The sequence below is a fragment of the Mucilaginibacter psychrotolerans genome, from assembly GCF_004519315.1.
Lineage (GTDB): Bacteria > Bacteroidota > Bacteroidia > Sphingobacteriales > Sphingobacteriaceae > Mucilaginibacter > Mucilaginibacter psychrotolerans.
On record NZ_SOZE01000012.1, the window covers coordinates 69,467 to 91,366 of the forward strand.

The 21,900-nt window shown below is 47.0% G+C and carries 16 protein-coding genes; 6 read left to right on the forward strand and 10 right to left on the reverse strand.

Translation table 11 applies throughout. The annotated features are described in order from the left end of the window. Window positions 1–47: 47 nt before the first annotated feature. Together E2R66_RS13435 and E2R66_RS13440 are read right to left on the reverse strand one after the other, a co-directional pair. Window positions 48–1,256 carry a PQQ-dependent sugar dehydrogenase gene (locus E2R66_RS13435; protein ID WP_133231546.1) on the reverse strand — a complete coding sequence of 403 codons (1,209 nt, stop codon included), beginning with the start codon at window positions 1,254–1,256 and terminating at the stop codon, window positions 48–50. A gap of 193 nt (window positions 1,257–1,449) precedes the next feature. Continuing rightward, complete coding sequence (locus E2R66_RS13440; protein WP_133231544.1) at window positions 1,450–2,454, reverse strand: DUF2167 domain-containing protein; 1,005 nt, start codon at window positions 2,452–2,454, stop codon at window positions 1,450–1,452. Between the two features lie 258 nt (window positions 2,455–2,712). Between E2R66_RS13440 and E2R66_RS13445 the strand changes: the two genes are divergently transcribed. From E2R66_RS13445 to E2R66_RS13470, 6 genes are all read left to right on the forward strand, one after another. Further along, window positions 2,713–3,153, forward strand: coding sequence for a hypothetical protein (locus E2R66_RS13445; RefSeq protein ID WP_133231542.1), 441 nt, complete (start codon window positions 2,713–2,715; stop codon window positions 3,151–3,153). Between the two features lie 68 nt (window positions 3,154–3,221). Beyond that, window positions 3,222–4,385, forward strand: coding sequence for a glycosyltransferase family 61 protein (locus E2R66_RS13450; RefSeq protein WP_133231540.1), 1,164 nt, complete (start codon window positions 3,222–3,224; stop codon window positions 4,383–4,385). Between the two features lie 441 nt (window positions 4,386–4,826). Further along, on the forward strand, window positions 4,827–5,420 hold the full coding sequence (locus tag E2R66_RS13455) for a GIN domain-containing protein (protein WP_158288412.1): 594 nt from the start codon (window positions 4,827–4,829) through the stop codon (window positions 5,418–5,420). Window positions 5,421–5,578: 158 nt separating this feature from the next. Further along, on the forward strand, window positions 5,579–8,629 hold the full coding sequence (locus E2R66_RS13460; RefSeq protein ID WP_204985920.1) for a glycoside hydrolase domain-containing protein: 3,051 nt from the start codon (window positions 5,579–5,581) through the stop codon (window positions 8,627–8,629). 823 nt (window positions 8,630–9,452) lie between these two features. Beyond that, window positions 9,453–10,178 (forward strand): hypothetical protein, encoded by a 726-nt coding sequence (locus tag E2R66_RS13465; RefSeq protein ID WP_133231536.1) that lies wholly within the window; start codon window positions 9,453–9,455, stop codon window positions 10,176–10,178. A gap of 5 nt (window positions 10,179–10,183) precedes the next feature. After that, window positions 10,184–10,804, forward strand: coding sequence for an OmpA family protein (locus tag E2R66_RS13470; RefSeq protein WP_133231534.1), 621 nt, complete (start codon window positions 10,184–10,186; stop codon window positions 10,802–10,804). A 183-nt stretch (window positions 10,805–10,987) separates the two neighbouring features. Here the strand turns inward: E2R66_RS13470 and E2R66_RS13475 are convergent, their stop codons facing one another. From E2R66_RS13475 to E2R66_RS13510, 8 genes are all read right to left on the reverse strand, one after another. After that, on the reverse strand, window positions 10,988–13,351 hold the full coding sequence (locus tag E2R66_RS13475; RefSeq protein WP_133231532.1) for a TonB-dependent receptor: 2,364 nt from the start codon (window positions 13,349–13,351) through the stop codon (window positions 10,988–10,990). Window positions 13,352–13,489: 138 nt separating this feature from the next. Beyond that, window positions 13,490–13,729, reverse strand: coding sequence for an acyl carrier protein (locus E2R66_RS13480; protein ID WP_204985921.1), 240 nt, complete (start codon window positions 13,727–13,729; stop codon window positions 13,490–13,492). 4 nt (window positions 13,730–13,733) lie between these two features. Next, on the reverse strand, window positions 13,734–15,455 hold the full coding sequence (locus E2R66_RS13485) for an HAD-IIIC family phosphatase (protein ID WP_133231530.1): 1,722 nt from the start codon (window positions 15,453–15,455) through the stop codon (window positions 13,734–13,736). Between the two features lie 16 nt (window positions 15,456–15,471). Next, window positions 15,472–16,407, reverse strand: coding sequence for an SGNH/GDSL hydrolase family protein (locus E2R66_RS13490; protein WP_133231528.1), 936 nt, complete (start codon window positions 16,405–16,407; stop codon window positions 15,472–15,474). A gap of 2 nt (window positions 16,408–16,409) precedes the next feature. After that, on the reverse strand, window positions 16,410–17,840 hold the full coding sequence (locus E2R66_RS13495) for an MBOAT family O-acyltransferase (protein ID WP_133231526.1): 1,431 nt from the start codon (window positions 17,838–17,840) through the stop codon (window positions 16,410–16,412). Between the two features lie 244 nt (window positions 17,841–18,084). Continuing rightward, entirely contained in the window at window positions 18,085–18,468 is a 384-nt protein-coding gene (locus E2R66_RS13500) for a hypothetical protein (protein WP_133231524.1), read from the reverse strand. Next, window positions 18,453–18,992: a type II toxin-antitoxin system antitoxin SocA domain-containing protein gene (locus E2R66_RS13505; protein WP_133231522.1), complete on the reverse strand. Its 540-nt coding sequence runs from the start codon at window positions 18,990–18,992 to the stop codon at window positions 18,453–18,455. The genes E2R66_RS13500 and E2R66_RS13505 overlap by 16 nt, the downstream gene beginning before the upstream one ends. 185 nt (window positions 18,993–19,177) lie before the next feature. After that, entirely contained in the window at window positions 19,178–21,727 is a 2,550-nt protein-coding gene (locus E2R66_RS13510) for a BamA/TamA family outer membrane protein (RefSeq protein WP_133231520.1), read from the reverse strand. Between the last annotated feature and the right edge of the window lie 173 nt (window positions 21,728–21,900).

The following is a 21,900-nucleotide window of genomic DNA, read 5'->3' on the forward strand; positions in this document are numbered from 1 at the left end:
CCTTAGGTATTTTTCTACTTTAGACTTCGGACTCAATACTCAGAAAATCACTTCCCTATCCGGTACAGTTTGCCGCTATCGGTTACGCCGTACAGGTTACCGTCCTTACCGGTAACCAGGGCGCGCCAGCGTTCGCCTTTATCTTTAAATAAGCGCTCCTCACCTACCACTTTATCGTTTAGGATGACCAGCCTGGCAATGTGCGAGCCACCCAGGCCGCCTACAAAGAGGTTATTCTTCCACTCGGCTATGGCGTTGCCGGTATAAAAGGTAATGCCTGCCGGCGATATGCTGGGGTCCCAATAGTAAACGGGCTGTGTCATGCCGTCCTTTTGCTGTATGCCATCGCCAACTTTGCTGCCGCTGTACTCAATGCCATAGGTTATCACCGGCCAGCCATAGTTTTTGCCTGCGCGGATAATGTTGATTTCGTCGCCTCCGCGAGGGCCAAACTCAGCTTCCCAAAGTTCGCCGGTTACAGGGTTCCAGTCCATCCCCTCGGGGTTACGGAAACCATAAGCGAAAATCTCGGGCAATGCGCCTGTCTTGCCTGCGAAGGGGCCGCCTGCTACCGGTTTGCCCTCTTTGGTAATATGTATCACCTTGCCTATGCTTGCGCCAAGGTCCTGCGCTTTCATGCGGATGTCTGCACCCGAACGCTCGCCTGTGCTTACAAACAAATTGCCCTGCTTATCAAACAAAATGCGCGAACCGTATTGCAGCGTACCGCTGTAACCCGGGCTGTTGCGGTATATTACTTGTATATTCTCTATTTTGGTTTCATCGGCAGCCAGTTTGCCTTTGGCAATGGCCAGTACGTAGCCACCTGCACCGGCTTCTGCGTAATCCCAGTACAGCATACGGTTGCTGGCGAAGGCCGGGTCGAGGTTTACATCGAGCAAACCACCCTGCCCCTGAAACACCACCGCCGGTAAGCCGGTAATAGTTTTATCGGCCTGTCCGTTGGCTTTCAGTATGCGCATGGTACCGCCTTTCTCGGTAATGAGAAAACGCCCATCAGGCAGCACGCGTAAGCCGAAAGGGCTTTTGAGATCGGTAGCGATAACCGTTGCCGATACGGCAGCCTTGGTTTTAACGCCCGCTATGCGGGTTTGCCCTTTAAAAGCGGACTGGTAGCTGCTGTTTGGCGATTTGGTTTCTACCGGGTCGCCATCGTTTTGCTGGGCGTAGGCAGTGCCAAAGGTTGATATCAGCCCGAGGCTAAAAAGAATCTTTCTGGAGAATGTTGGTAACATAATTATGGTGTTTAATTGATAGATGCGTTTTACTGCCTAAAAATAGACTTTAGTTTTGAGAACAGCCCACGGGATTTTTAAGTTTGATGCCTCGTAAATAAATCGTTACGATAACAGCGGCTAAACATCCCTCCGCTATCAAAGCAAAAAAGGCCTGCTTTTCTGCAGGCCCGGATATGTCAGTCGTGAAAACTTATGATTGATGCGGTTTATCCGTCCCTTCCGGGCCGGGTTCTATCCCGGGCGGCTCTTCCTCATTCTTGGGTTCCTCCTCCTTAGGCTGCTCGGCCAGATCATCAAAAGCGGCTATCGGTTCTTTTTCGTCCTCGGCAGGCGTAGTCGCTGCTTTGTTACTTTTTCCGGTGAAGAATTTTTTAATGGCGCCGCCTGCTACAGCAAAACCCAGCGCAATTACTTTCCAAAACTTTACAGCGAGGGCAAAAAAGCCCACTTTGGCCAATATCTTACCCGCCACAAGGCCGCCTATAGTCCATGCAGCAACATTGTCTATACTCGAATTAAAGTTGGTGTATTTGTTGCCATCGCTAAATTCAACCATGGTAAGTACCTGCGGCACGCCGGATTTTACGGCTTCAAGCTCGTTCATAGTAGCAATAGCATTCAATATCAGCACGCCTTTGCGGCCCAGCACACGTACGTTGTAGTTGAGGGTATTCACGCTGTCGGTACCGAATTTCACCTCTTTGGCCCAGTGCAGTATGTGCTTATCGCCATCGTAATAAGGTTTGGCGGCCCAGCCTATAATGGTGATAGGCGGGAACCCGGCCTTCTCGCGCTCGGGGTTCTCTTCATTAGATTCGGTTTTTAAGTTGGCGAGCAACTCGTCGTAGTCCACATCCTTGGCATCGTCGTCCTTCACATAGCCAATAGCATCGTACTGGATGTTGAACACGTAGCCGCTTAATATGCCGTTTTCTTCGGGCATGATAAAGCCCAGGGTCGGCGTTTTGGGGTTGCCCCAAACATCGGTAAGTACTTTAGCGGCCTGTACCGAATCGAGGTACTTGAAGCCTTTGGGGATGGTTACCGTAGCAATGCCATCACCAACTTTGATGGTGCCATGTTGGTACGTAAACTGTTTTTCGAAAGCGGCCGTTTTAATGGCCGTGCTATCCTGCGCCAGCGCAGCATGTGCATAAAGGCCTAATAAAACGATGAGGGCGTAAAGTTTTTTCATGCGATAAGGCTAGTTCTGTTAAGCCTTAAAGATAGATCATAGCCACCGAACCCTAAAATTATATCTACATTTTTTTTGGTGATCGCACCTGTAAAAAACTTTACCGACAAGTAAGAAATTATACTTTAAGTGTTTAGCAACCTACCTGCGAGGAAAATAAAAATAAACCAGTAGCTGTGCATAATTTATTACCGTTACGCATGTTATATATTGGCATTAAAAAGGATATATTTAAACCATAATTGCTAACTCCCGTTAATGAAAAAGCTTAGGGCTTCGTTCATCATCGCTTTTTACCTGCTACTCTCTACGGGTGCTTACGCCTGTATGCTGCATTGCAGTACGGAATATCTTTTTTCACTTTTTACCGTTACGCAACAGACCGATGCCCATGCCATGCATGGTATGGAAGAACCGCATAAGCACAGCGAGGCAAAAGCCGCCGAACCTAAAGAGGATTGCGGCGATGACTGCAACTGCTGTTACCGCCATGGTGTTTATACCGTACGCGAAAACTTCACCCCACCAGCAGATTTTGAGGTATTAGTGGCCATTTACGAACTGCCACCCTTACCAAAAGATATACCCTTTACCTGCCCTGCGGCTGTTGCAAACGGGGTAGTTTGGCCAAAATCGACCGGGCCGCCCATAACATCTAAAGAGCCTATTTATATTTTAACGCGAACGTTGTTGATCTGATTAAATCCTTAATTGTTTAGCAATACAAGAAACACCGGATTTTTTTAGTAATCGTTTGAATTATAAATATGAAACATTTAATAATGAAGTTGATAAAGGCTGCAGGCATAAAAAAAACGCTGATGCGGTTGCGCGATTTAGCCCTGAGGTTTTACGGCCTCCGCGTGCTTAATGAGCGTAAAACAATCAACTTTTTGCAGCCCTACCTGGTTGCCGAAGGTATGGGCAACACCTTGCTGCTGCCGCAAACAGCAAACAGCGGCGAGGGCGCACAGGTTATTTTTGCCGAAAAAGAAATCACCACCCAGCATACCTATGTTTGGGAATATCAGCAGCCCGGCAAAACGGCCTGGGTAACGCGCAACGGATCGCCCATTGTAGAGAAGCGCGTAATATGCATAGACGGCAATTTTAGCTTTTACCGGGATATTTGGAAACCCGATACCCGCCCCACCCAAAACTTGCCTGCCGTTATTGTGCTTTTTAGCCAACTGCAGGATGGTATTATGTTTGGCGGCTATTACGATTTTGTTTTTTTAGTGGCGGCCAAGCTTTGCCGCATACAGGATGCCATTGCCGATACGGCAGGTATAGCCATAGCCTACCCGCTGTTTAACACCGCCTACGAGGCCGACTTTATGCAGCTGCTGGACGTTGAACCTTTAAATTTGATAGATACCCGCCATACGAAACCCGTTAGCCCACGCGTAATTACAGGCAACATAGCTTACTGGTACCCCACGCTCGATGATATCAACTCGCTAAAACTGCATATCGCTAAAAAAATATCACCTAAAACTACGGCCCCTAAACGTATATACATCAGCCGCGTGGGCAGGCGGCACGTGGTGAACGAGGCCGAAGTATTACTGATGCTGCAGAAGTACAATTTTGAAGTGATAGAAGACAAGCGGCGTAGCATTGCCGAGCAGATAGAGATATATCATAACGCTGCCTTTATTTTGGGCCCGCATGGTGCATCATTCTCTAACATGATATGGTGTCAGCCCGGCGCGCACCTGATGGAGCTTTTCTCGCCCAATTACATGCCCGACTTTTTTGCCTACCTGGCAGTACTGATGGATATGCAATACTCGGCATTTTACAGCGGCACTGCCAATAAGCAGGTTGCCTACCTGGATGGCCTGGTAGAAGACATCCATGTTGACGTTGCCGAACTGGAAACCAGCCTGCAAAAAATACTGCAGCCTAAAGTAATTGCGGCGACTTAATACCCTGATACTTCGCGTAACGAATAACCTGGAGGGAGGGCATCAGCTCTCCCTTTTTTGTTGCCTGCGCAGCGGTAAAAACGCACACGCTTCGCTAAAAAAATTTGGCCGCTATGATCATTTTACGCCGCCAAGTTTCGATCTCGCCGAAAAACGCTGCTCTGCTTGCGTACCAAAAAATGCAAAACCTGCAATTAAAGTATCCCTAAACACCCCAAAACAAGTATAAAAATCATTAAATGGGCCCTTTTTTGCGACTATTTTAAATAGTGTATTTATTACACTAAGATGACCCTGTCCTTCAAAATAAACCTCACCTTTGCAGCGAATTAAAAGGCACAGAAACACAAGCCCAAGTAAAGGGCAGAAGAGCCCGATAATTCAGTCGTATCCGAAAAGAGAGTGATACGATTCGACGCAAAACCATAAAATAAAATGACGATGAAAATGAAAAACCTATTCTTAACTGCAATTGCAATTATTGCCTTAAGCACCACCGCACCAGTTTACGCCAATACCATAAAAGACGATGCCTTTACCATATTAGAAGATGTTGGCACCATCAGCAGCATTGAAGTACACGGCAACGTGCAGCTATTTGTGAGCGATGCCCCTGCCGATGTGATAAAAGTTTACAACAAGTACTACGCCGAAAACGCACTTATCCAAAATAAAGGCGGCGCATTGCGTATCTCTTCTTATAACGACGAGAAACTAATCATATGGGTAAAAGCTACCGACCTTCGTTCGGTATCGTTGTTCGATAATGCGCAAATCGTATCGTTCGGCACGCTATCTAAAATCGATTTCAGCATCGATTTGCACAATAACGCGCAGGCACAACTTACCGTGAACGCATTTAAGCTTACTGTAGCGGTTAAAAACAACGCTAAAGCCGATATCAAAGGCAGCACCGAAGAACTTTACCTTAACCGCGATATGGCCCAAAATGTAGCTACCAACAACCTTGCAGTAGTAAATCTCTACCAAAACAAAACTATCGCCGCAGCAGGCAAGCTTGTAAGCGCGATATAACCCGCTTATTTTACTGCTAATAAAAGATAATGACAGCCGCCTGGAGACAGGTGGCTTTTTTGTTGCGATAAGATTTATCCGCAGGACACCTCCGCCAACCACCTGTCACTATTTTTTTGTTAATTTGGCAGGTAAACGCTATCCAAAGTCCGCGCCATATGAATCGACTGATAAAAGCCCTATCCCTTTGCTGCATGTTGTTAATAGTCGGCAGCATCGCATCTGCACAAACCGTAAAATATGTTAACGGCAACAACAGCTGGGATCCTGATTCATTGGGCAACCATCGCGCCGTGGTGAGCGTGGCGGCAGCGACACCCGCAAGCAAGGTTTTTATCCCTTGGCGCAGGCACGATGACCCAGCCAATAAGCAAATTATCGTGGTAGATGCCAAAACCAATAAACGCATTGGCAACGTAAAGACGGATGCGATCTCGCAGGAGAGCGGCAGCATCTGGTTCGAGCCAACCTCCGGCCCGGGTACATACTACATTTACTACATGCCCTACAAGGTAACCGCGCGCAGCAATTACCCCAAGGCGGTTTACCTCCCGCTACAAAATACGGCATCGGCTGCATGGCTGGCAAAAACCGGCAAAGCTAAACCCGCTACCCTGCTTTATCTGGAGGCCGTAAACGCCATGAACAGCTTTTACCCCATGGAGGTGATTGCCACCAACGCAGAAGTGGCAGCCTTAAACAAAAGCGGCAAACCCTATCTCGTTTTTACGGAAGACAGGCAACACCCAATCAAAATGACGCATGACCTGCCCCAGCGCTGGGCTAAAAGAAGCCCGGCACCCACGTTCAGCGGCTTGGCAGCTAAGGGCGAGAATTATAGCTTTCAGTTGGGTGTGTATGCGGCCAATCAAGATCTGAAGAATGTAAAGGTGAGCTTCTCTGATCTGAAAAGCTCCGGCGGCCTTTATATTTCAGCTGTGTACCTCAGCTGCCTCAATACCAGCGGCACCAAATACGACGGCACTTCGCTCGAAAAAACGGTTGACATTGCCAAAGACGACATCCAAGCCATGTGGTGCCTGGTGAACATTCCATTTAAAGCATCAGCTGGTACGTATGCGGGGGTAGCAACGGTGAAGGCCGACAATGCACCGGCAACAACAGTTCCTGTCACAATTACCGTAAAGCCTCAGCCTACCCTCAACGGCGGCGTAAATCATCCCGAACTGCAAACCCGCCTCACCTGGCTCAACTCTACCCTCGCGCAGCAAAACGACGTGATAAAACCCTATACGCCGCTAATGGTTGATGATAAAACCATCAGCCTCCTCGGACGTAAGGTCATACTTGGTAATAATGGTTTCCCCATACAGATACAAACTTTCTTCACGCCTGAAATGACCGGCACCACCGACTTAGCCAAGAACATTTTGGGCGAGGGTATCCATTTCCATGTGATTAATGCGGCTACACATAAAGATGTCGCGTTTAAAGGATATACTGGCACTATCGACGCGTTCGACCCCAAAACAGGTAACAGCATCGGAAGGGGCTATGTTGATGGTTTTGGCTTCACTGATAAAGCACCAGGCAAAGTAAGCTGGGAAACCAATTACAAATCAGATGAGTTACAGATGTATGTTGACGGCAGTATTGAGTTCGACGGTTACATGCATTACGAAGTGCAACTCACGGCCCTGCAGGATATCTCCCTCGACGATATCAAACTCCACATCCCCTTTGATACCGCCGCATCCAAATACCTGATGGGCCTCAACCAAAAAGGCGGCCTGCGCCCCGATACCCTCAACTGGAAATGGGACGTTGCCAAAAAGAACCAGGACGGTGCCTGGTTAGGCGAAGTGAACGCCGGCCTGCAATACTCCCTGCGCGATGAGCATTACGTGCGCCCCCTTAACACCAACTTCTACCTGCAAAAACCGCTGCTATTGCCTACCAGCTGGGGTAACGAAGGCAAGGGCGGCATCCTCATCAAACGGTACGGAAACAACATCCTGGCCGATAATTACAGCGGTCCGCGTACCATGAAGAAGGGCGATGTGCTTTACTACAACTTCACGCTGCTCATCACCCCCTTCCACCCTATCAATACCGATTTTCAGTGGAGCACGCGTTTCTATCACAAGTACAACAACCTGGATAGCATTAAGGCCACCGGCGCTACCGTGGTGAACATACACCATGCTACGCCCATCAACCCTACCATCAATTATCCCTTCATTGCGCATGACGCCATGAAGCATTATATCGATTCGGCGCATCAGCTAGGCCTTAAAGTAAAAATCTACAATACCGTGCGCGAGCTAAGCAACAGTGCCTATGAAACCTTCCCCATGCGCAGCCTTGGTCATGAGATATACTCTACCGGCAAAGGTGGCGGCTACTCGTGGCTGCAGGAACACCTGGGCGACGATTACATCGCCGCCTGGTATGTGCCCGAAATTAAAGATGCCGCCATCGTGAACAGCGGGATGAGTCGCTGGCACAACTACTACGTAGAAGGCATGAACTGGCTGGTGCAGAACGTAGGTATCGATGGTATTTACCTGGACGATGTGGCTTTCGACCGTATCACCATGAAACGCATTAAACGCGTGCTTACGCAGGATGGCCACCCCGGCATTATCGACCTGCACAGCGCCAACCAATACAACAAAAGCGACGGTTTTAACAACAGCGCCAACCTGTATATGGAGCACTTCCCCTACCTCAACCGCCTGTGGTTTGGCGAGTACTTCGATTACGAAAAGAACTCCCCCGATTTTTTCCTCACCGAGGTATCGGGCATCCCCTTCGGCCTGATGGGCGAAATGCTGCAGGACGGCGGCAACCCTTGGCGCGGCATGGTGTTCGGCATGACCAACCGCATGCCCTGGAGCGATAACGCCGACCCGCGCCCTATCTGGCAAGCCTGGGACCAATTCGGTATGCAGGGCAGCAAAATGATAGGCTACTGGGTACCCAACAGCCCCGTAAAAACCAACAACCCTAAAGTACTGGCAACCGTGTACAAAAAGGCCAACAAAGCCCTCGTAGCCATCGCCAGCTGGGCAGATACCGACACCAGCATCAAACTAACCATCGACTGGAAAGCCCTCGGCATCGACCCCGCAAAAGCCAAAATAACCGCCCAACCGATTAAAAACTTCCAGCAAGCCAATATATTTTCGGCAGATGGCGAAATACCTGTAGCAACGGGGAAGGGGTTATTGTTGGTGGTGGAGTAAGGAATTTGAAAAGCAAAGGCTTGCTACTTAGGTACCGATAGCCCCGCTATACGCTGCAAGCCTTACTTCGTGCGGGCTTTACGCTGCTATCGGGTTTAGGGTTGCCCTGTCCGTCCGTTTTAGGGAGTGGAATTGTTGGGGACAGGATGAGGACGACGGAAGCTGACAAAAACCACTCACCACCGCGTCATTGCGAGTATCCATCAGGGGGGCTGAAAAAAAAGTTATGACGTGTAAAAAAATGCATACTCATAATCAACAACTTAAGGCCACGTCATTATAAGGATCGAAGACAACCGACCAAAGGGAGCTCATTAATACCTTGGCCAAAAAAAATTAAAAACATTAATAATCCCCGATAAGCAGGGCGGCTTGCAAAGTTGTTACCTTGCATGCAGGCCACAAGCGGGGACGCTTGCGGCAGCGGGGGCTAACAAAAACCACTCACCACCGCGTCGTTGCGAGTATCCATAAGGGGGTAACCCTGAAAAAAAAGGTTATGACGTGCAAAAATATATACTGATAATCAATAACTTAAAATCACGTCATTATAAGGAACGAAGACAACCGACCAAAGGGAGCTCATTAATACCTTGGCCAAAAAAATTAAAAACATTAATAATCCCCGATAAGCAGGTTAGCGAATATGCAAAGTGGTTACCTTGCAAGTGGGCCACAAGCGAGGAAGCTTGCGGCAGCGGGGGCATCGGTGAACTGCATGACACGATTTGATATCTAAATACAAACATAAGTATTATATATTTTGAAATTATAAATATAATACTTATGTTTATACGCAATAAATACCTAACCTTATTTATCCATGGCCGAAAAAAAACTTGTAGCTGAAGCTGCACCGCCTCAGGAGTCGCCCGTAGAAACTGAAACCAGCTTTTTTAAAAATGCAAAGGACATTTCGTTTGTTTTAGCAATTTACCTGTATTTCTCAGGGTGGGTTTACATTTATACTTACTTTAATTTTTTTGGCATCTCCATCCGACAGGCCGATATGGAATTTTATTATTTCCTTATTTATTCGGTAAATGTTTTAACGTATTTATTTATAGATCATTGGTTGGTAGCGATATTGCTGCTGGCAGGTAGTATTTTACTAATAAAATTTTTGAAGCAAAGCTGGATTGTTTACATGTTGTGTATAATTTGGTTTGCTATAGTGTATGTGAGTGCCATTTTTTCGGCCGGTGTAGATGGGAAAAAAGATTTTGCTTACCGTGGGTCGGGACTTCTAAGAGTTAAATTTGTTTTAAAAGAGGATATAGAAGGTACCGGTGCAAAAGGTGCCGCAGATAGTGTTAAGAAAGCGCGTGTTGACAAAGGGATTTACGCTCCAAGCACAATCAATAGACTCACTAATGAATTTAAAGCATGCAATCAGCAAGGTAGTTTAAGGCTTTTACTAACCACCAAGGAGGAATATATAGTTATTCTGGCCGATAGATTGGTCACTGTTGATAACGCTCTTGAGAAGGATAAGCAAATTTATACCATAAAAAAGGAAGACGTAAAACTGGCTCGCATTATTAAATAAGCTTTATGAAAACATTTTTTACCGCTTTACTCTCATTATTTTGTTGCGCAGCAATAGGGCAAATTGTTCAAACGCCCGCCGGGCCGGTGGACCTAAAGGAAGACGTGCACTATGGCGGGTATCTTCAAAACAAGACGGTTAGCGCCGACAGGAGTAAAATCATCTGGTACCCTAACGTAAGTCTTTACCGGCTATGTGGCAGATATGATAAATTATTGAAAGTTAAGGCGGGTTATGAATATATAGATGAGGAACCCAATTGTTCGGAAGCTTTTCCATACAAATTTGCGCCGGCAGGTTCAGGTTATAGCGACATAATATTTGGGTTTGACAGTGCGGTATTGCCTACATCTTCTTACCCGGTATTGGATGCAACGGCTTCCGATCTGCGCTCGACCGGTGAAAGTTTGCAGATATCCGGCTATGCATCGTCTGAAGGAACGGCTGCTCACAACATTTCCTTATCTCGAGACAGGGCCAACTCTGTAAAAACTTATCTAGTTAATTCCGGTGTTGATGCTAAGAAATTAAAAGTAAAAGCTTACGGTGAAACCCAGCCTGTAGCAGATAATTCAACGGAAGAGGGCCGTATACTGAATAGAAGGGTTTCCTTTCGAAAACAATAAATGATTCGCAAATGGTCGACTGGCGGGCAATAACCCGGTAGTAAGCCTGTAATATTAAACAACAGACTACTCGTGAGGCCGACATGCTATTCCATAAGCCAGCCAACCGCTATAACACCCATGCCATATAGCTTATCCGCGCAGCGTTGAACGGCACGGAATTACCTCATTATTGACAACGAATTACAACTCAAATATTACGCCAATGGTCGGCAGCACATTACCGCCTTTGTTATCCAATAACTTAGAGCGGAAACGCGATGGGTCGCCGGGGGCATCCTGCAGGTTACCGGCGGCATCGCGGTCGGGCACCAGGTAGGGTTGCAGCTGGTATTGGTTGTAGGTAAGGTTTTGGATATCGAGGTACACGTTCAGCGTAAACCTTTTGAAGGGGTATTTTTTATCTACGCGCACATCCAGCTGGTAAAAGTTGTTCAACTGGCGGCTGTTGAGCTGCTGCCAATCGGGTATGCCCTGCGGGAAGATAGCATAATTACTTTTTAGCGTAGATGAACTGATGTTGTAAGGCGTGTACGGACTGCCGCCGGTATAGCGCAGTTTTGCGCCTACCTCCCAGTTACGACTGAATACCTTGCCGCCTGTCATACTCAGGATGTAGCGGTTATTCCAGGAGGATTGCACATACCTCCCGTTCTTATCCTGGAACTCGCTGCGGAAAAGCGTAAGCGCGAAGATGCCGTAAAAACCTTTATTGAGCCTCTGCTGCGCAAAAAACTCTACCCCGTAGCTGCGGCCTTTGGTGTAGCCAACTACCTGCTGATTGCCCACCACGCCAAAATCGGCACCAAGGTTGGCCAGCGGGATGCTGTCGCCCAGTACGCGCTCAACCGGGTAATCTTTATAGTGCTTATAGAAGCCTTCGATGGTGAAACGGGTGTTTTTAAGCGTATTGTACTCCAGCCCCAAAACTACCTGTTTGTTGGATATGTATTTCACATCGCGGTTGGCTAATGCACCGGTGCTGTCGCGATAGCCTAAAACGGTATAGGCGGGCAGCTGGTAATAAATTCCGGTGTTGAAGTTAATGCTGAGCTTCTCGCTGATGTTGTAAGAGGCCGAGAATCGCGGCGAAAGTGTTTTAGCCAGGTTATTCATTTTTGAAGAATAGGTATTGGCATCGGCACGGGCACCGAAAGAGAGATTCAGCTTATCTTTAAAATAAGCCTTGCTCAGTTGCCCGAACAGGCTGTATTTAAAAAAGTTGATTTCCGACGTGTAGATGTTGCTGTTGAATGGCAGCAAGTTGAAGGTATTGGTAGTGTATTGGGCAGTTTCGGCACCGGCACCAAAGCTGATGCGGTAGTCATTAGCCCGGCTCACATTCTCGAACCTGAATTTGTTCTCTATCTCCTTCGAATTATAATCGAGCGTTTTGGTGCCGGCCTCGTTATTATCCTGAAACTTTTTGGCGCGGTTATCCAGGTAATCCCTGCTTAAAACAAACAGACTGTAACCATTGGCGCGGAAGTTTTTGTAGGTGGCACCGATGGTATAATTATTTTGCGAATTCACCGGGATATTGGCCAGCGTATATTGGTTCAGCTCGGTGTTTTTAGCATCCAGGTTCAGCTTAAAGCGATCCAGCGCGCCGAGGCCTAAAATGGTCAGCTCGTTTTTGGTATTGAACTTGGTTTTTACTTTGAATTGAAAATCCTGGTATGAGGGCAAAAAAGGTAAACCGATGAGTTTAAACAAGCCCTGCAAATACGAGTAACGGTACGAGGAAATAAAGGTGGTTTTTTTGCTGAATGGCCCCGCAAGCGTTGCGGCAAAATCGCTGGAGCCGAGCGTAAGCGTGGCGTTGGTGCGATCTGTCGGCCCATCCTTTTGCTTAAACTCAAACACCGAACTGAGGGAGTTACCGCGATTTGCCGGGAACGCGCCCGAATAAAAATCAACCTCGTTGATAAAATCTACATTGATAAGCCCAACCGGACCACCAGAAGAACCCTGCGTAGCGAAGTGGTTGATATTGGGGATCTCTATTCCGTCGATATAAAAGCGGTTCTCGTTGGGCGCGCCGCCACGGATGATGATATCGTTACGGAAACTCACCGGCGATGACACGCCCGGCAACGACTGGATAACTTTACTAATATCGCGGTTACCGCCCGGGTTGCGCTTAATTTCGGTAGAACCAATGGTCCGGAGCGATACCGGGCTTTCCAGCGTTTTAAAAAAGCGCGGCGCAGCTACCTTCACCTCGTTAAGCGTTTGGGAATCGTCTTCCAGTCCAACATCGGCAACCGCTATTTTGGCATTGGTAACCTGTATATCAAAAAGAGTTTTAGGACGATAACCTACCAATGATATTTGCAGGGTATAATAACCGGGGCGCAGCCCGGCAAGGGTGTAATTCCCCAAAGAATCGGTTGTGGTTCCGGTAGCCGTGCCTACAATGGCAACGCTTACCCCGGTAAGGGGCTCATTGCTCAACACGGAGGTTATGTTACCGCGTATAGTACCCGTTTGGCCAAAAACAAAAGCAGGAGCCAATAAAAAAAGCAGGAATAAAAGTTTTTTCATAGTTGCCGTAAAGATGACCGTTTTACCCGCGTCGCCCCATTCCTCAGCCCTACGCATCGTTCCTCGCAAGAACAAATATGGTTTACGTCTACAGGAGGAGCTAATCAACGCAATCCTAAAATCATTAAAATCGGCGGTTCAGACTTTCCCGGCCACGCTATCCACCAGTTCGCCTACGTTTTGCCAGCTGTGTATCTCTTTGGCGGTGAAGCGTATGTTAAAATGCTTTTCTATGGCTACAACCAGTTGTATATGGTTCAGCGAATCCCAATCGTCAACTTCCTTAGCCGTAGTGGCATCGGTTAGCGTAATGTCGTCGTTATCCAGCACGTCTTTAAATATATCGGTTACCTGGGCTATTATCTGTAGTCTTTCCACGGGGTTATTTTTTATCAATAAATGCTTTTTGAGGTTGGTATTGGGCGAGGTTCAGCAGCCAGTAAGCGCCATCCGGCTCGAAACCCAGTTTGCCGTAATGCTGTTCCACCATTGCGTTTTTTGCGGTGGCAATATACTCGCCTTTGAGGTATTTATAGCCTTTTTCCTGCGCAAAATTAGCGATAGTGTTCAGCGTAAAGTTCTCCATGCCACGCTTCAGCACGCGGCAGCTCATCAGCCAGGTATCAATGAACAGCACATCGGGGCTCTCCTGCTGCAAAATCAGCACACAAATAAGGCCATTATTACCGAATTTATCTTCCAGCGTAAAAGAAAAGGTGTGATAATCTGCCGATGCGGCCAGGGCCTCCAAATCAGCCTCGGTATAGCGCACAGTACGCAGGTTGAACTGGTTGCTGCGTTGCGATAGCTGTGCCACCCGTGGGGTATTGAACCTGGTGAATGGCTCTACTACGCTTACCATGGCCAGGTTCTGCAGGAAATCGTCCTCGTTGGTGAATTTTTCGAAGAGGGTTGCGCGCTGCGCCTCTACCTGGTATTGCCTGGTGCGTTCGGCATCGTCGTTGGTGAAAGAAACGGTTTCGAACAGATTGAGCGGGTACAAGTATTCGAGGTATTCCGCAGGATCTTCGGGTAATTCGGGAACAGTTAATTGCGGTATCCCCTCCCGCACCATATTACGCTCGAAGGGGTTATCATCCAGGAAAACCATCGAATCGAAACCGATATTGAGGATGCCCTGTATCTTGCGGATGTTATCAACCTTGTTTTCCCAATTGGCCACAAAAACGGCAATATCATCCAGTTTCAGCACCATATCCGGATGCTTTTCGAAAGGCTCCCTGGCGATGCTTTCGGTGTTCTTGCTACACACGGCTACAATAATGCCTCGCTGCTTTAGTTTTTTTACCCAGTACTGAAACTCGGAGAAGGCTTTGCCAATGCCCAAAGCGCCTATTTGGATATTCTCAATACCATCATCGCCTATGATGCCGCCCCAGGTGGTGTTATCCAGATCGAGGATGAGGCATTTGTTAAACTTGCCCTGCAAGGCGCTAATGATGCCCTGCGTTTTGTAGGCGATGGCGGGCAGCACCTCGATGCTCAGCACCATCTCAGAATTGATATATACCGACGGCTGAAAAAACGTTGCTTTGCCCACCTGGTTTTGTACTGAAGATAAATCGCAGACATGCAAGTTGGGCACCTCGGTGGCATACTCCATCAGCAGAAAATTGAGCTTTCGCAGCTGGAACAGGAACGACGCAGCCACCTTGTTAGCATAGTTGCCAAAAACGCTGTCGTCTATCTCGGCGTAGTTGTAGTATATTACTTTTACCTTGGGGTTCACTGAGGCAAGCGTATCGTAGATGGATTTGATACCGTTGAGTTCATCAGCAGCAAAAGAGGTAGGATTGCCTTTATATTTGTTGTATTTGCCCAGCAGTTTGTGGGAGGACCGGAAGATGATGATCACCTCGGCATCATACGCGTGCAGTTCTGATGCCGGGTCGAATACCTGGCGTTCTACCTGGTTAAAGTCGGCTTCCCAAAGCTGTAAATTGTAGCCATGTTCGTAACCTACACCCCGTATGGCTACCGATAGGAACTGCGTTGCGATATCGCCCAGCAGGGCCACTTTAATAGGTTTTAGGGCCGAGGCATCTTTCTTGAGATTGCGTTTCAGGTTAGCAAAATCCTTCATGCTGCAATAATAAGCTTTATTTATGAGTAGATAGTTGCCTTAACTTACCGCCGATGATACTGCTATACACCACCGAGCCCTGCCTGTTGAGGTGCAAGTCATCGTAAAAATATTGGGGCTTGCTGGCGAAGGTGGTATCGCGCAGGTAGTTGAGCACCGGCACGTTATTGTTTTTGCAAACCTGCATTGCGTATTGCACATTGCGGTTGGCAGCTGCATGAATATCCTGATAGATAGGCGAAAAGGCAACTACCAATGGTACTTTCCTTAATTTACACAATTCCACGAATTTTTTGTAGTAAAGGGCTGCGGTGGTATCTACGGCATCCCTCACCGTGTAGGGACGCAGGCCGCCTTTAAATTGTCCGTATTTGGCGATGTATCCGTCCTGCGAATCGTCCTTCTTGTAACGGGCGATGGGCAACAGTTCTACCAGCTCATTTAAGATAAGCGAATTGTAAGGGTACATTTTTGATAGCAGCTTATATCGCTCAAACGGACCACGCAACAGGCAAACCTGGCGCAGCTCGGGGTGGCTATCATAATAAGGCAACAATACGTTAATGCGGTCGCGGTCTTCGCCATTTTTAAACATATGGAATTCGTTGGCGCGGGTGTCAAGCACAATCAGTTTTGGGGTGTAGCGTTTTAGGGCAGCCTCCAGCAGGGCGTAGTGGTAGTAGATATAGCTCAAATCCCTGCCGGCGTTATAAACAGATAAATGCAGGCTATCGCCGATGATTTTGGTATCGTAATGGTAAGCCGCTTTTGATGAACCGAATATGAGCACATCTGCCTTTGTTTTGTTGATTACGTGGTTGGTGCGGTAATCGGCACCGTTCTTTTTGGTGAAGTAGAAATGTTTAAGCACAGCACCTACGCCCCAATCTAACAGGAACATGGCTATTACCAGTATGCCAAAACGCTTAATGATGAGTTTGTAATCGGCCATGTTTAGAATTTGAAATAGATAAACTGCCCACCATCAAATACGCCGATAAGCACAATGGTAACCAATATGAAACAATAAGTGGCCATGCGCACCGCTGCCGATTTGTGGTATAAAAAGTAGCTTTTGCCATGGTTAAGATGTACGCTTAGATCATGTACCAGCAATATCGCAATAGCCATCAGCGAGTAGATAATCACCCCGAGGTTATTATCGAATACAAAAAATTTCCCCTGGAAAGCAAACAGCCTTTTGAGTACCATAATAGCATCGCCCCAGCTTTGCGCCCTGAAGAACACCCAGGTAAGGCATACGTAGGTAAATACCAGCAGCATACTTACGTTGTTATAAATAATTGGTGGGATGGCTTTAGATAGCTTCTTGCGGAATTTCTTGGTGAGGAACTCGTAGCTTACCGCCACGCCATGCAGTAGGCCGTACATAATGTACGTCCACCCGGCACCGTGCCACAAGCCGCTAAGGCCGAAGGTAACCATGAGTGCCAGGATAACGGCTGCCTTGCCCCAATCGCGGTTGGCAATCATGAGCGGTGTGAACAGATAGTCGCTAAACCAGGTATTGAGCGATATATGCCAGCGGCGCCAGTATTCGGTAACGCTGGTGGAGAAGAAAGGCGTGTTGAAGTTGGTCATGAGCTTAAAGCCCATGATGCGCGCCGTACCCAGGGCGATGTTGGAGTAGCCGGCAAAATCGGCATATATCTGGAACGCGAAGAACAGGATAGCCACCAGCAGCATCGAAGAGCTGTAGGCCCCCGGGTTTTGGTACACCGCCGATACGAAGATGGAAAGCCTATCGGCCACTACCAGTTTCTGGAAAAATCCCCATAAAATCATCTTGAAGCCGATGGAAAAATTCTCGTAGGTGAGCGGGTGCTTCTCATAAAACTGGTGCAGCAGGTTCTGCGGGCGCTCTATAGGGCCGGCCACCAGCTGCGGGTAAAACATTACGTAAAGTGAGTAAATGCCGAAATGCCGCTCGGCAGCCTGGTTGCCGCGGTACACTTCGATAGTATAACTCATGGCCTGGAAGGTATGGAAGCTGAGGCCCACCGGCAAAATAAACTTTAAATAAGGCACCGCATTGCTCAAGCCGAACTGGCTCATGAGCAGGGTGAGGTTCTCATTAAGAAAGTTGAAGTATTTGAAGAACGCCAGCACGCCAATATTGGCCACCAGCGATATAATGAGGTAGAATTTTCGTTCGCGCCCCTCCGATTTCTCTATCCATATCCCCGCAAAATAATCTACGATGATGGTAAAGATGAGGATGAGGATATAGATAGGGATAAACGTCATGTAGAAATAGCAGCTGGCTATCAGTAACATTATCCACCGGAATTTATGGGGAAGGATGAAGTAAAGCGGCGTTACGATGAGGAAGAATACAACAAAATGTAACGAATTGAACAGCATAGAGCACTATATAAGTTAATGCCAGGGCAAAGGCAAACGAAGATAAAAATTAATTGGAATTTTTTTTAGTGTTTGAATAGAAACTGGGAATTGGAGCAAAAGTTTAAGCAAGGATAGCTTGTTCGATTCCCTTATTGACAAAGCAAGGCTATGCAGTTAACAAAAATGCAGCAATTGTGGTAGATTACTCATTACAACAAATCGTATTTCTTTTTAATCTTATTCGTAATTAGCTTGCTTTCTGCTAACTTTTGTAATATCTGAACATGCTGAAAATCGGTAATTCGCCTTTTATACGTTCTGGGTTATTAATTAAAAACTTTGTTATTTCGTCAGTTGGTCTATCCGAAATGAAATCACATCCAACATGGCTGTCGTATTTTAAAAATGGATATTCCTTTTTTTTCAGGGTGTAATAATTCCCAGAAAAGGGCTTGTTAGTATTTATACTTACCAGCGCAATAAAGCCTTTGCAATTAGATTGCGACACTAATATCGCAAATTTATCACCTTTTGCGCTTAAGAATTCAGGAATTTCTATCAAAACAATTCCTTTTAACGATATAGGTATATCTACGAGTTTTTCCTTTAATTCCTTTGAAAAGAAATCGCTTAAAGATTGAGCCATTGCATTGATTCTACAAAATCATAATGTTCTTTTATGTAGGCGATTTCTGGCGCAGACAATTTCTCTTGCTTAGCTATATATTCAATGGGGACAAACCGAAGCCCTTTTTCTTTAGCCATATTATAAGCATCATCATGAGCTTTTGATTTTAAATTATAAAAGCCGAAAAATTTATTTTGTTCATATGATTGCAATAGGGCTTCTACTTCACTTTCCGACAGCTCATCCATGTCAATAGGGGATAACGGTTTGAATTTCTCGTTACTTAGAATTTGAAAGTTAGGGTCGTTGCTTGATGCTTTTAGTAAATCATATGACTTTGATGGCGTAGAACCATGTGGAAGTCTAGCTATATCATCATCAGTTATCAATCGGCCATACTTAGCCAAATGAATTACTTCTGCGAAGTATAGCATTTTTAACGCCGTGTACTTATCTGCAATCCCATTGCTATCTGCAATTTTACTTGCGATAAGAATCAAAGAATTGATAGCTTTTGTTTTGTTGAAGCTATTTGAAATCATAATAATTCTTAACGATTTAATTGTATGCAAGTTACACAACCTAAATGATTGCTGCAACAGCACATGAAGTGATTTTATCCTGACAAAGATACTAATTTTATTAGCAAAATCAGGATTGTTGTATTTTAATTTTTTTTGATTCTGCCATCTATTATAGAAGAATTGGTTTTACTATCAAATCCCCCCTAAAACCTAAACCCCGCAGTTAGATAAACCAGTGTGCCCTCCGGGCTTTTGCCTAGTACGGCCTCGAACAAAAAGGCGTTGTACGGCGTAAGGAAGATACCGCCGCCGTAGGTATCGTGCACAGTGTCTGATTTTTCGCCCTTCAGCCAAACGCGGCCCGTATCGTTAAAGCCAACTACGCCAAAAGAGGAAGCCAGTACGTAGGCATTAAAATCGAACAGCTTGGCGCGCAGCTCCATATTATTGTACAATATGGTGTTCCCTATAAAACGACTGGTATGGTAGCCGCGCATGGTAAGCCCGCCCAGGTTCATCATCTGGAAAAAATCGCCCTTGCCTGCTATTGCGCCCGCACCGGTACGGTTGGCGAACACGATGGTAGAATCCATCAGCGGTACAAAAAAGCTGAAGGTAGACAGCATCGAACCCGAAGTATGCCCGCTGATATTTAAGCCTGTGAGCCCGGTAACCGTGGTGCGCCAAACCACGCCATGGCTGGCAAAGGTGGTGTTGTTGCGGGTATCGTAAACTGCGCCGCCGATGATGCCGGTGTATAGTTTGGCTTTAAACACCTGCTCTTCGGGGTGTAGTTGATTGTATTTGTTAAAAAAGTGGTCGTTGTTATGGTCTTCAGATGCGGTGTAGAACTGCGTTACCGAGCCGCCGCTCAGTTGCCAGTGGTTATAGTGGTGCGCCAGGCGTATATCGGCCACGGCAAAATCGTAACGGTTGCGGTAGTAGTAAAACTCCTTTCCACCAGCCTTATCGAATTCGCCCACGTTGCCCAGCCCGAAGAAGTTGTTGGTGTTGCGCGGGCCGCGCTCGGTAATGTTTACCAGCAAATCGTTATCCCATAACCGCTTCTTAAAAATGCCGCTGTAATTTACAATGAACGATTGCTTTTGGAAGGTATAGTTTACCGATAGATGCTGCAAGCTGGAATACGGCTGCTTTTGAAAGCTGTACCGCACGTAGTTGGCACCACCCACAAACTGCAGCCCATCCTCCGTGCTGTAACCCAGGGAAACGATTGGCGTTACGGTATTGTACTTATTCTCTGGCCTGATGTATTGGTTTACGGTGGTATCTTTCTTCAGCTTGAGGTGCGCGGCAGATGCCGTCGGTAGGTTGTTCTGCTGGTCGCTGCGGTCGTAAAGGTAGAGATTCTTGCGACTTTGCGCGGAATCTATCAGGTAAGTATCCTCTTCGTGGCCGCCTATCATGCGCACGGTGATGGGCGATGTGTTGCCACCGATAACCTCAAAAGTATTCTTACCCTCCAGGCCGTAAACGCGCAGGTCTTTGGTATCCTTATGTTTAAAGGTACGCTGGTATATCACCTTACCCAGGCCATCTTTCTTGACTTTGTTGATGGTGAGCTGCACATCACCATCAGGCTGGCGGATGATGGTGAACCTCTCGTTCTTATCCGACCCCGTCACATCCACCCGCTGCGCCAGGAAACGGTAATAGCGCATGGCATATTTGCGAATATGATCCCGCCGACGTTTAAAGGTTTTGAAAATGGCTGGTGCCGATACCGCGTACACGTTGGGCGGCATCAACTTTAACGCCCGCTCCATCAGTTCATCGGTAAGATGGCTCTGCACATAGGTAATCTCCGCCTCCCAATCCTTTTGATCAAACTGGTTCAGGAAATACAGGTCGAAGCCCACGGTGTTGTAGTTCCACAAATCTACCCTTCGGATATGGTCGGTATAGGCCTGCAGGTTGGGCTTGGCTATCGACATTACATCAAATATCGCCCCGCCCGTAGTGTAAAATACCTTATCCCTATCCTTGGGGAATGGCTCGTAGGTATTTTTTGAGGAGTCGCTTTTGGTCCACTTCCATTGGCCGCCGTGGCGGTCCCAATCGCCCATGATAAAATCGAATATACGGGCGCGCAGTATCAGTCTGGCATCGGCTTTCTTGTCGTTGTCCTGTTCCAGCTTATCCTGCAGGGTCTCGGTTTTGATATCTTTTGAACCGTCTGCCGGGCCACGTTCTTCAAAAAGGTACATGTGGTTGGCAAACTCGTCGCGGTATTTGCCCAAAGCAGGGTCATCGCCCAGGTAAACAATGATGGGGTTGGTATGCTGCAGACCCAGCGCTTCTGCCAATGGCGGTACTGCTAAAGCCGAGTAAGGGTGACCGATGGAGCCGGCATCCAGCATCAGATCCTCCACCATGGTATTCTTATAAATTTGGGGCTGATCGCGCGAGGTGGTTTTGTTTACCGAGCGCAGCACCCACTCGTGGCCCAGCGAATCTTCCAACTGCAATGATGTAGTTTGATTGCCGCCGCCCGTGCCGGTTATTTTGAGGCCGCCTTTTTCTTTATTGAGATGAAAGATAGGCACTTTTATAGGCTGTGCCCATACCTTGCGGTAACTGGTCCCCAGCAGGGCCCTTTTAAATAAGCCCGCTTTATCAAATTTGGCGTTAGCTATAACGGTGATGCTATCAGCCTCCACCTGTTTTTGGGCAAAGGCAGGAAATGCTGCTGTCAGTAAAAAAACAATTGACAGTAATTGTTTACAACGCATAGATAACAGAGGGGGCTTTAATATCGTAAAGATGCAAAATTTAACAAAAAATTGCAGCATTTTGTTCTTTGGGGCATACCTAGGGAAATCGCTTTAAAACAAGTCGCTGATTAGGGGGCACCTACGGAGCCTTCTCACCTTTCTCCTTATGCTATAAACACGATACTCCTCCG

Coding starts and splice junctions, on each gene's coding strand:
- E2R66_RS13435 (WP_133231546.1), bottom strand. CDS start 1,256: ATGTTACCAACATTCTCCAGAAAGATTCTTTTTAGCCTCGGGCTGATA.
- E2R66_RS13460 (WP_204985920.1), top strand. CDS start 5,579: ATGAATCGACTGATAAAAGCCCTATCCCTTTGCTGCATGTTGTTAATA.
- E2R66_RS13455 (WP_158288412.1), top strand. CDS start 4,827: ATGAAAATGAAAAACCTATTCTTAACTGCAATTGCAATTATTGCCTTA.
- E2R66_RS13510 (WP_133231520.1), bottom strand. CDS start 21,727: ATGCGTTGTAAACAATTACTGTCAATTGTTTTTTTACTGACAGCAGCA.
- E2R66_RS13465 (WP_133231536.1), top strand. CDS start 9,453: ATGGCCGAAAAAAAACTTGTAGCTGAAGCTGCACCGCCTCAGGAGTCG.
- E2R66_RS13450 (WP_133231540.1), top strand. CDS start 3,222: ATGAAACATTTAATAATGAAGTTGATAAAGGCTGCAGGCATAAAAAAA.
- E2R66_RS13485 (WP_133231530.1), bottom strand. CDS start 15,455: ATGAAGGATTTTGCTAACCTGAAACGCAATCTCAAGAAAGATGCCTCG.
- E2R66_RS13505 (WP_133231522.1), bottom strand. CDS start 18,992: ATGATTTCAAATAGCTTCAACAAAACAAAAGCTATCAATTCTTTGATT.
- E2R66_RS13475 (WP_133231532.1), bottom strand. CDS start 13,351: ATGAAAAAACTTTTATTCCTGCTTTTTTTATTGGCTCCTGCTTTTGTT.
- E2R66_RS13470 (WP_133231534.1), top strand. CDS start 10,184: ATGAAAACATTTTTTACCGCTTTACTCTCATTATTTTGTTGCGCAGCA.
- E2R66_RS13490 (WP_133231528.1), bottom strand. CDS start 16,407: ATGGCCGATTACAAACTCATCATTAAGCGTTTTGGCATACTGGTAATA.
- E2R66_RS13445 (WP_133231542.1), top strand. CDS start 2,713: ATGAAAAAGCTTAGGGCTTCGTTCATCATCGCTTTTTACCTGCTACTC.
- E2R66_RS13440 (WP_133231544.1), bottom strand. CDS start 2,454: ATGAAAAAACTTTACGCCCTCATCGTTTTATTAGGCCTTTATGCACAT.
- E2R66_RS13495 (WP_133231526.1), bottom strand. CDS start 17,840: ATGCTGTTCAATTCGTTACATTTTGTTGTATTCTTCCTCATCGTAACG.
- E2R66_RS13500 (WP_133231524.1), bottom strand. CDS start 18,468: ATGGCTCAATCTTTAAGCGATTTCTTTTCAAAGGAATTAAAGGAAAAA.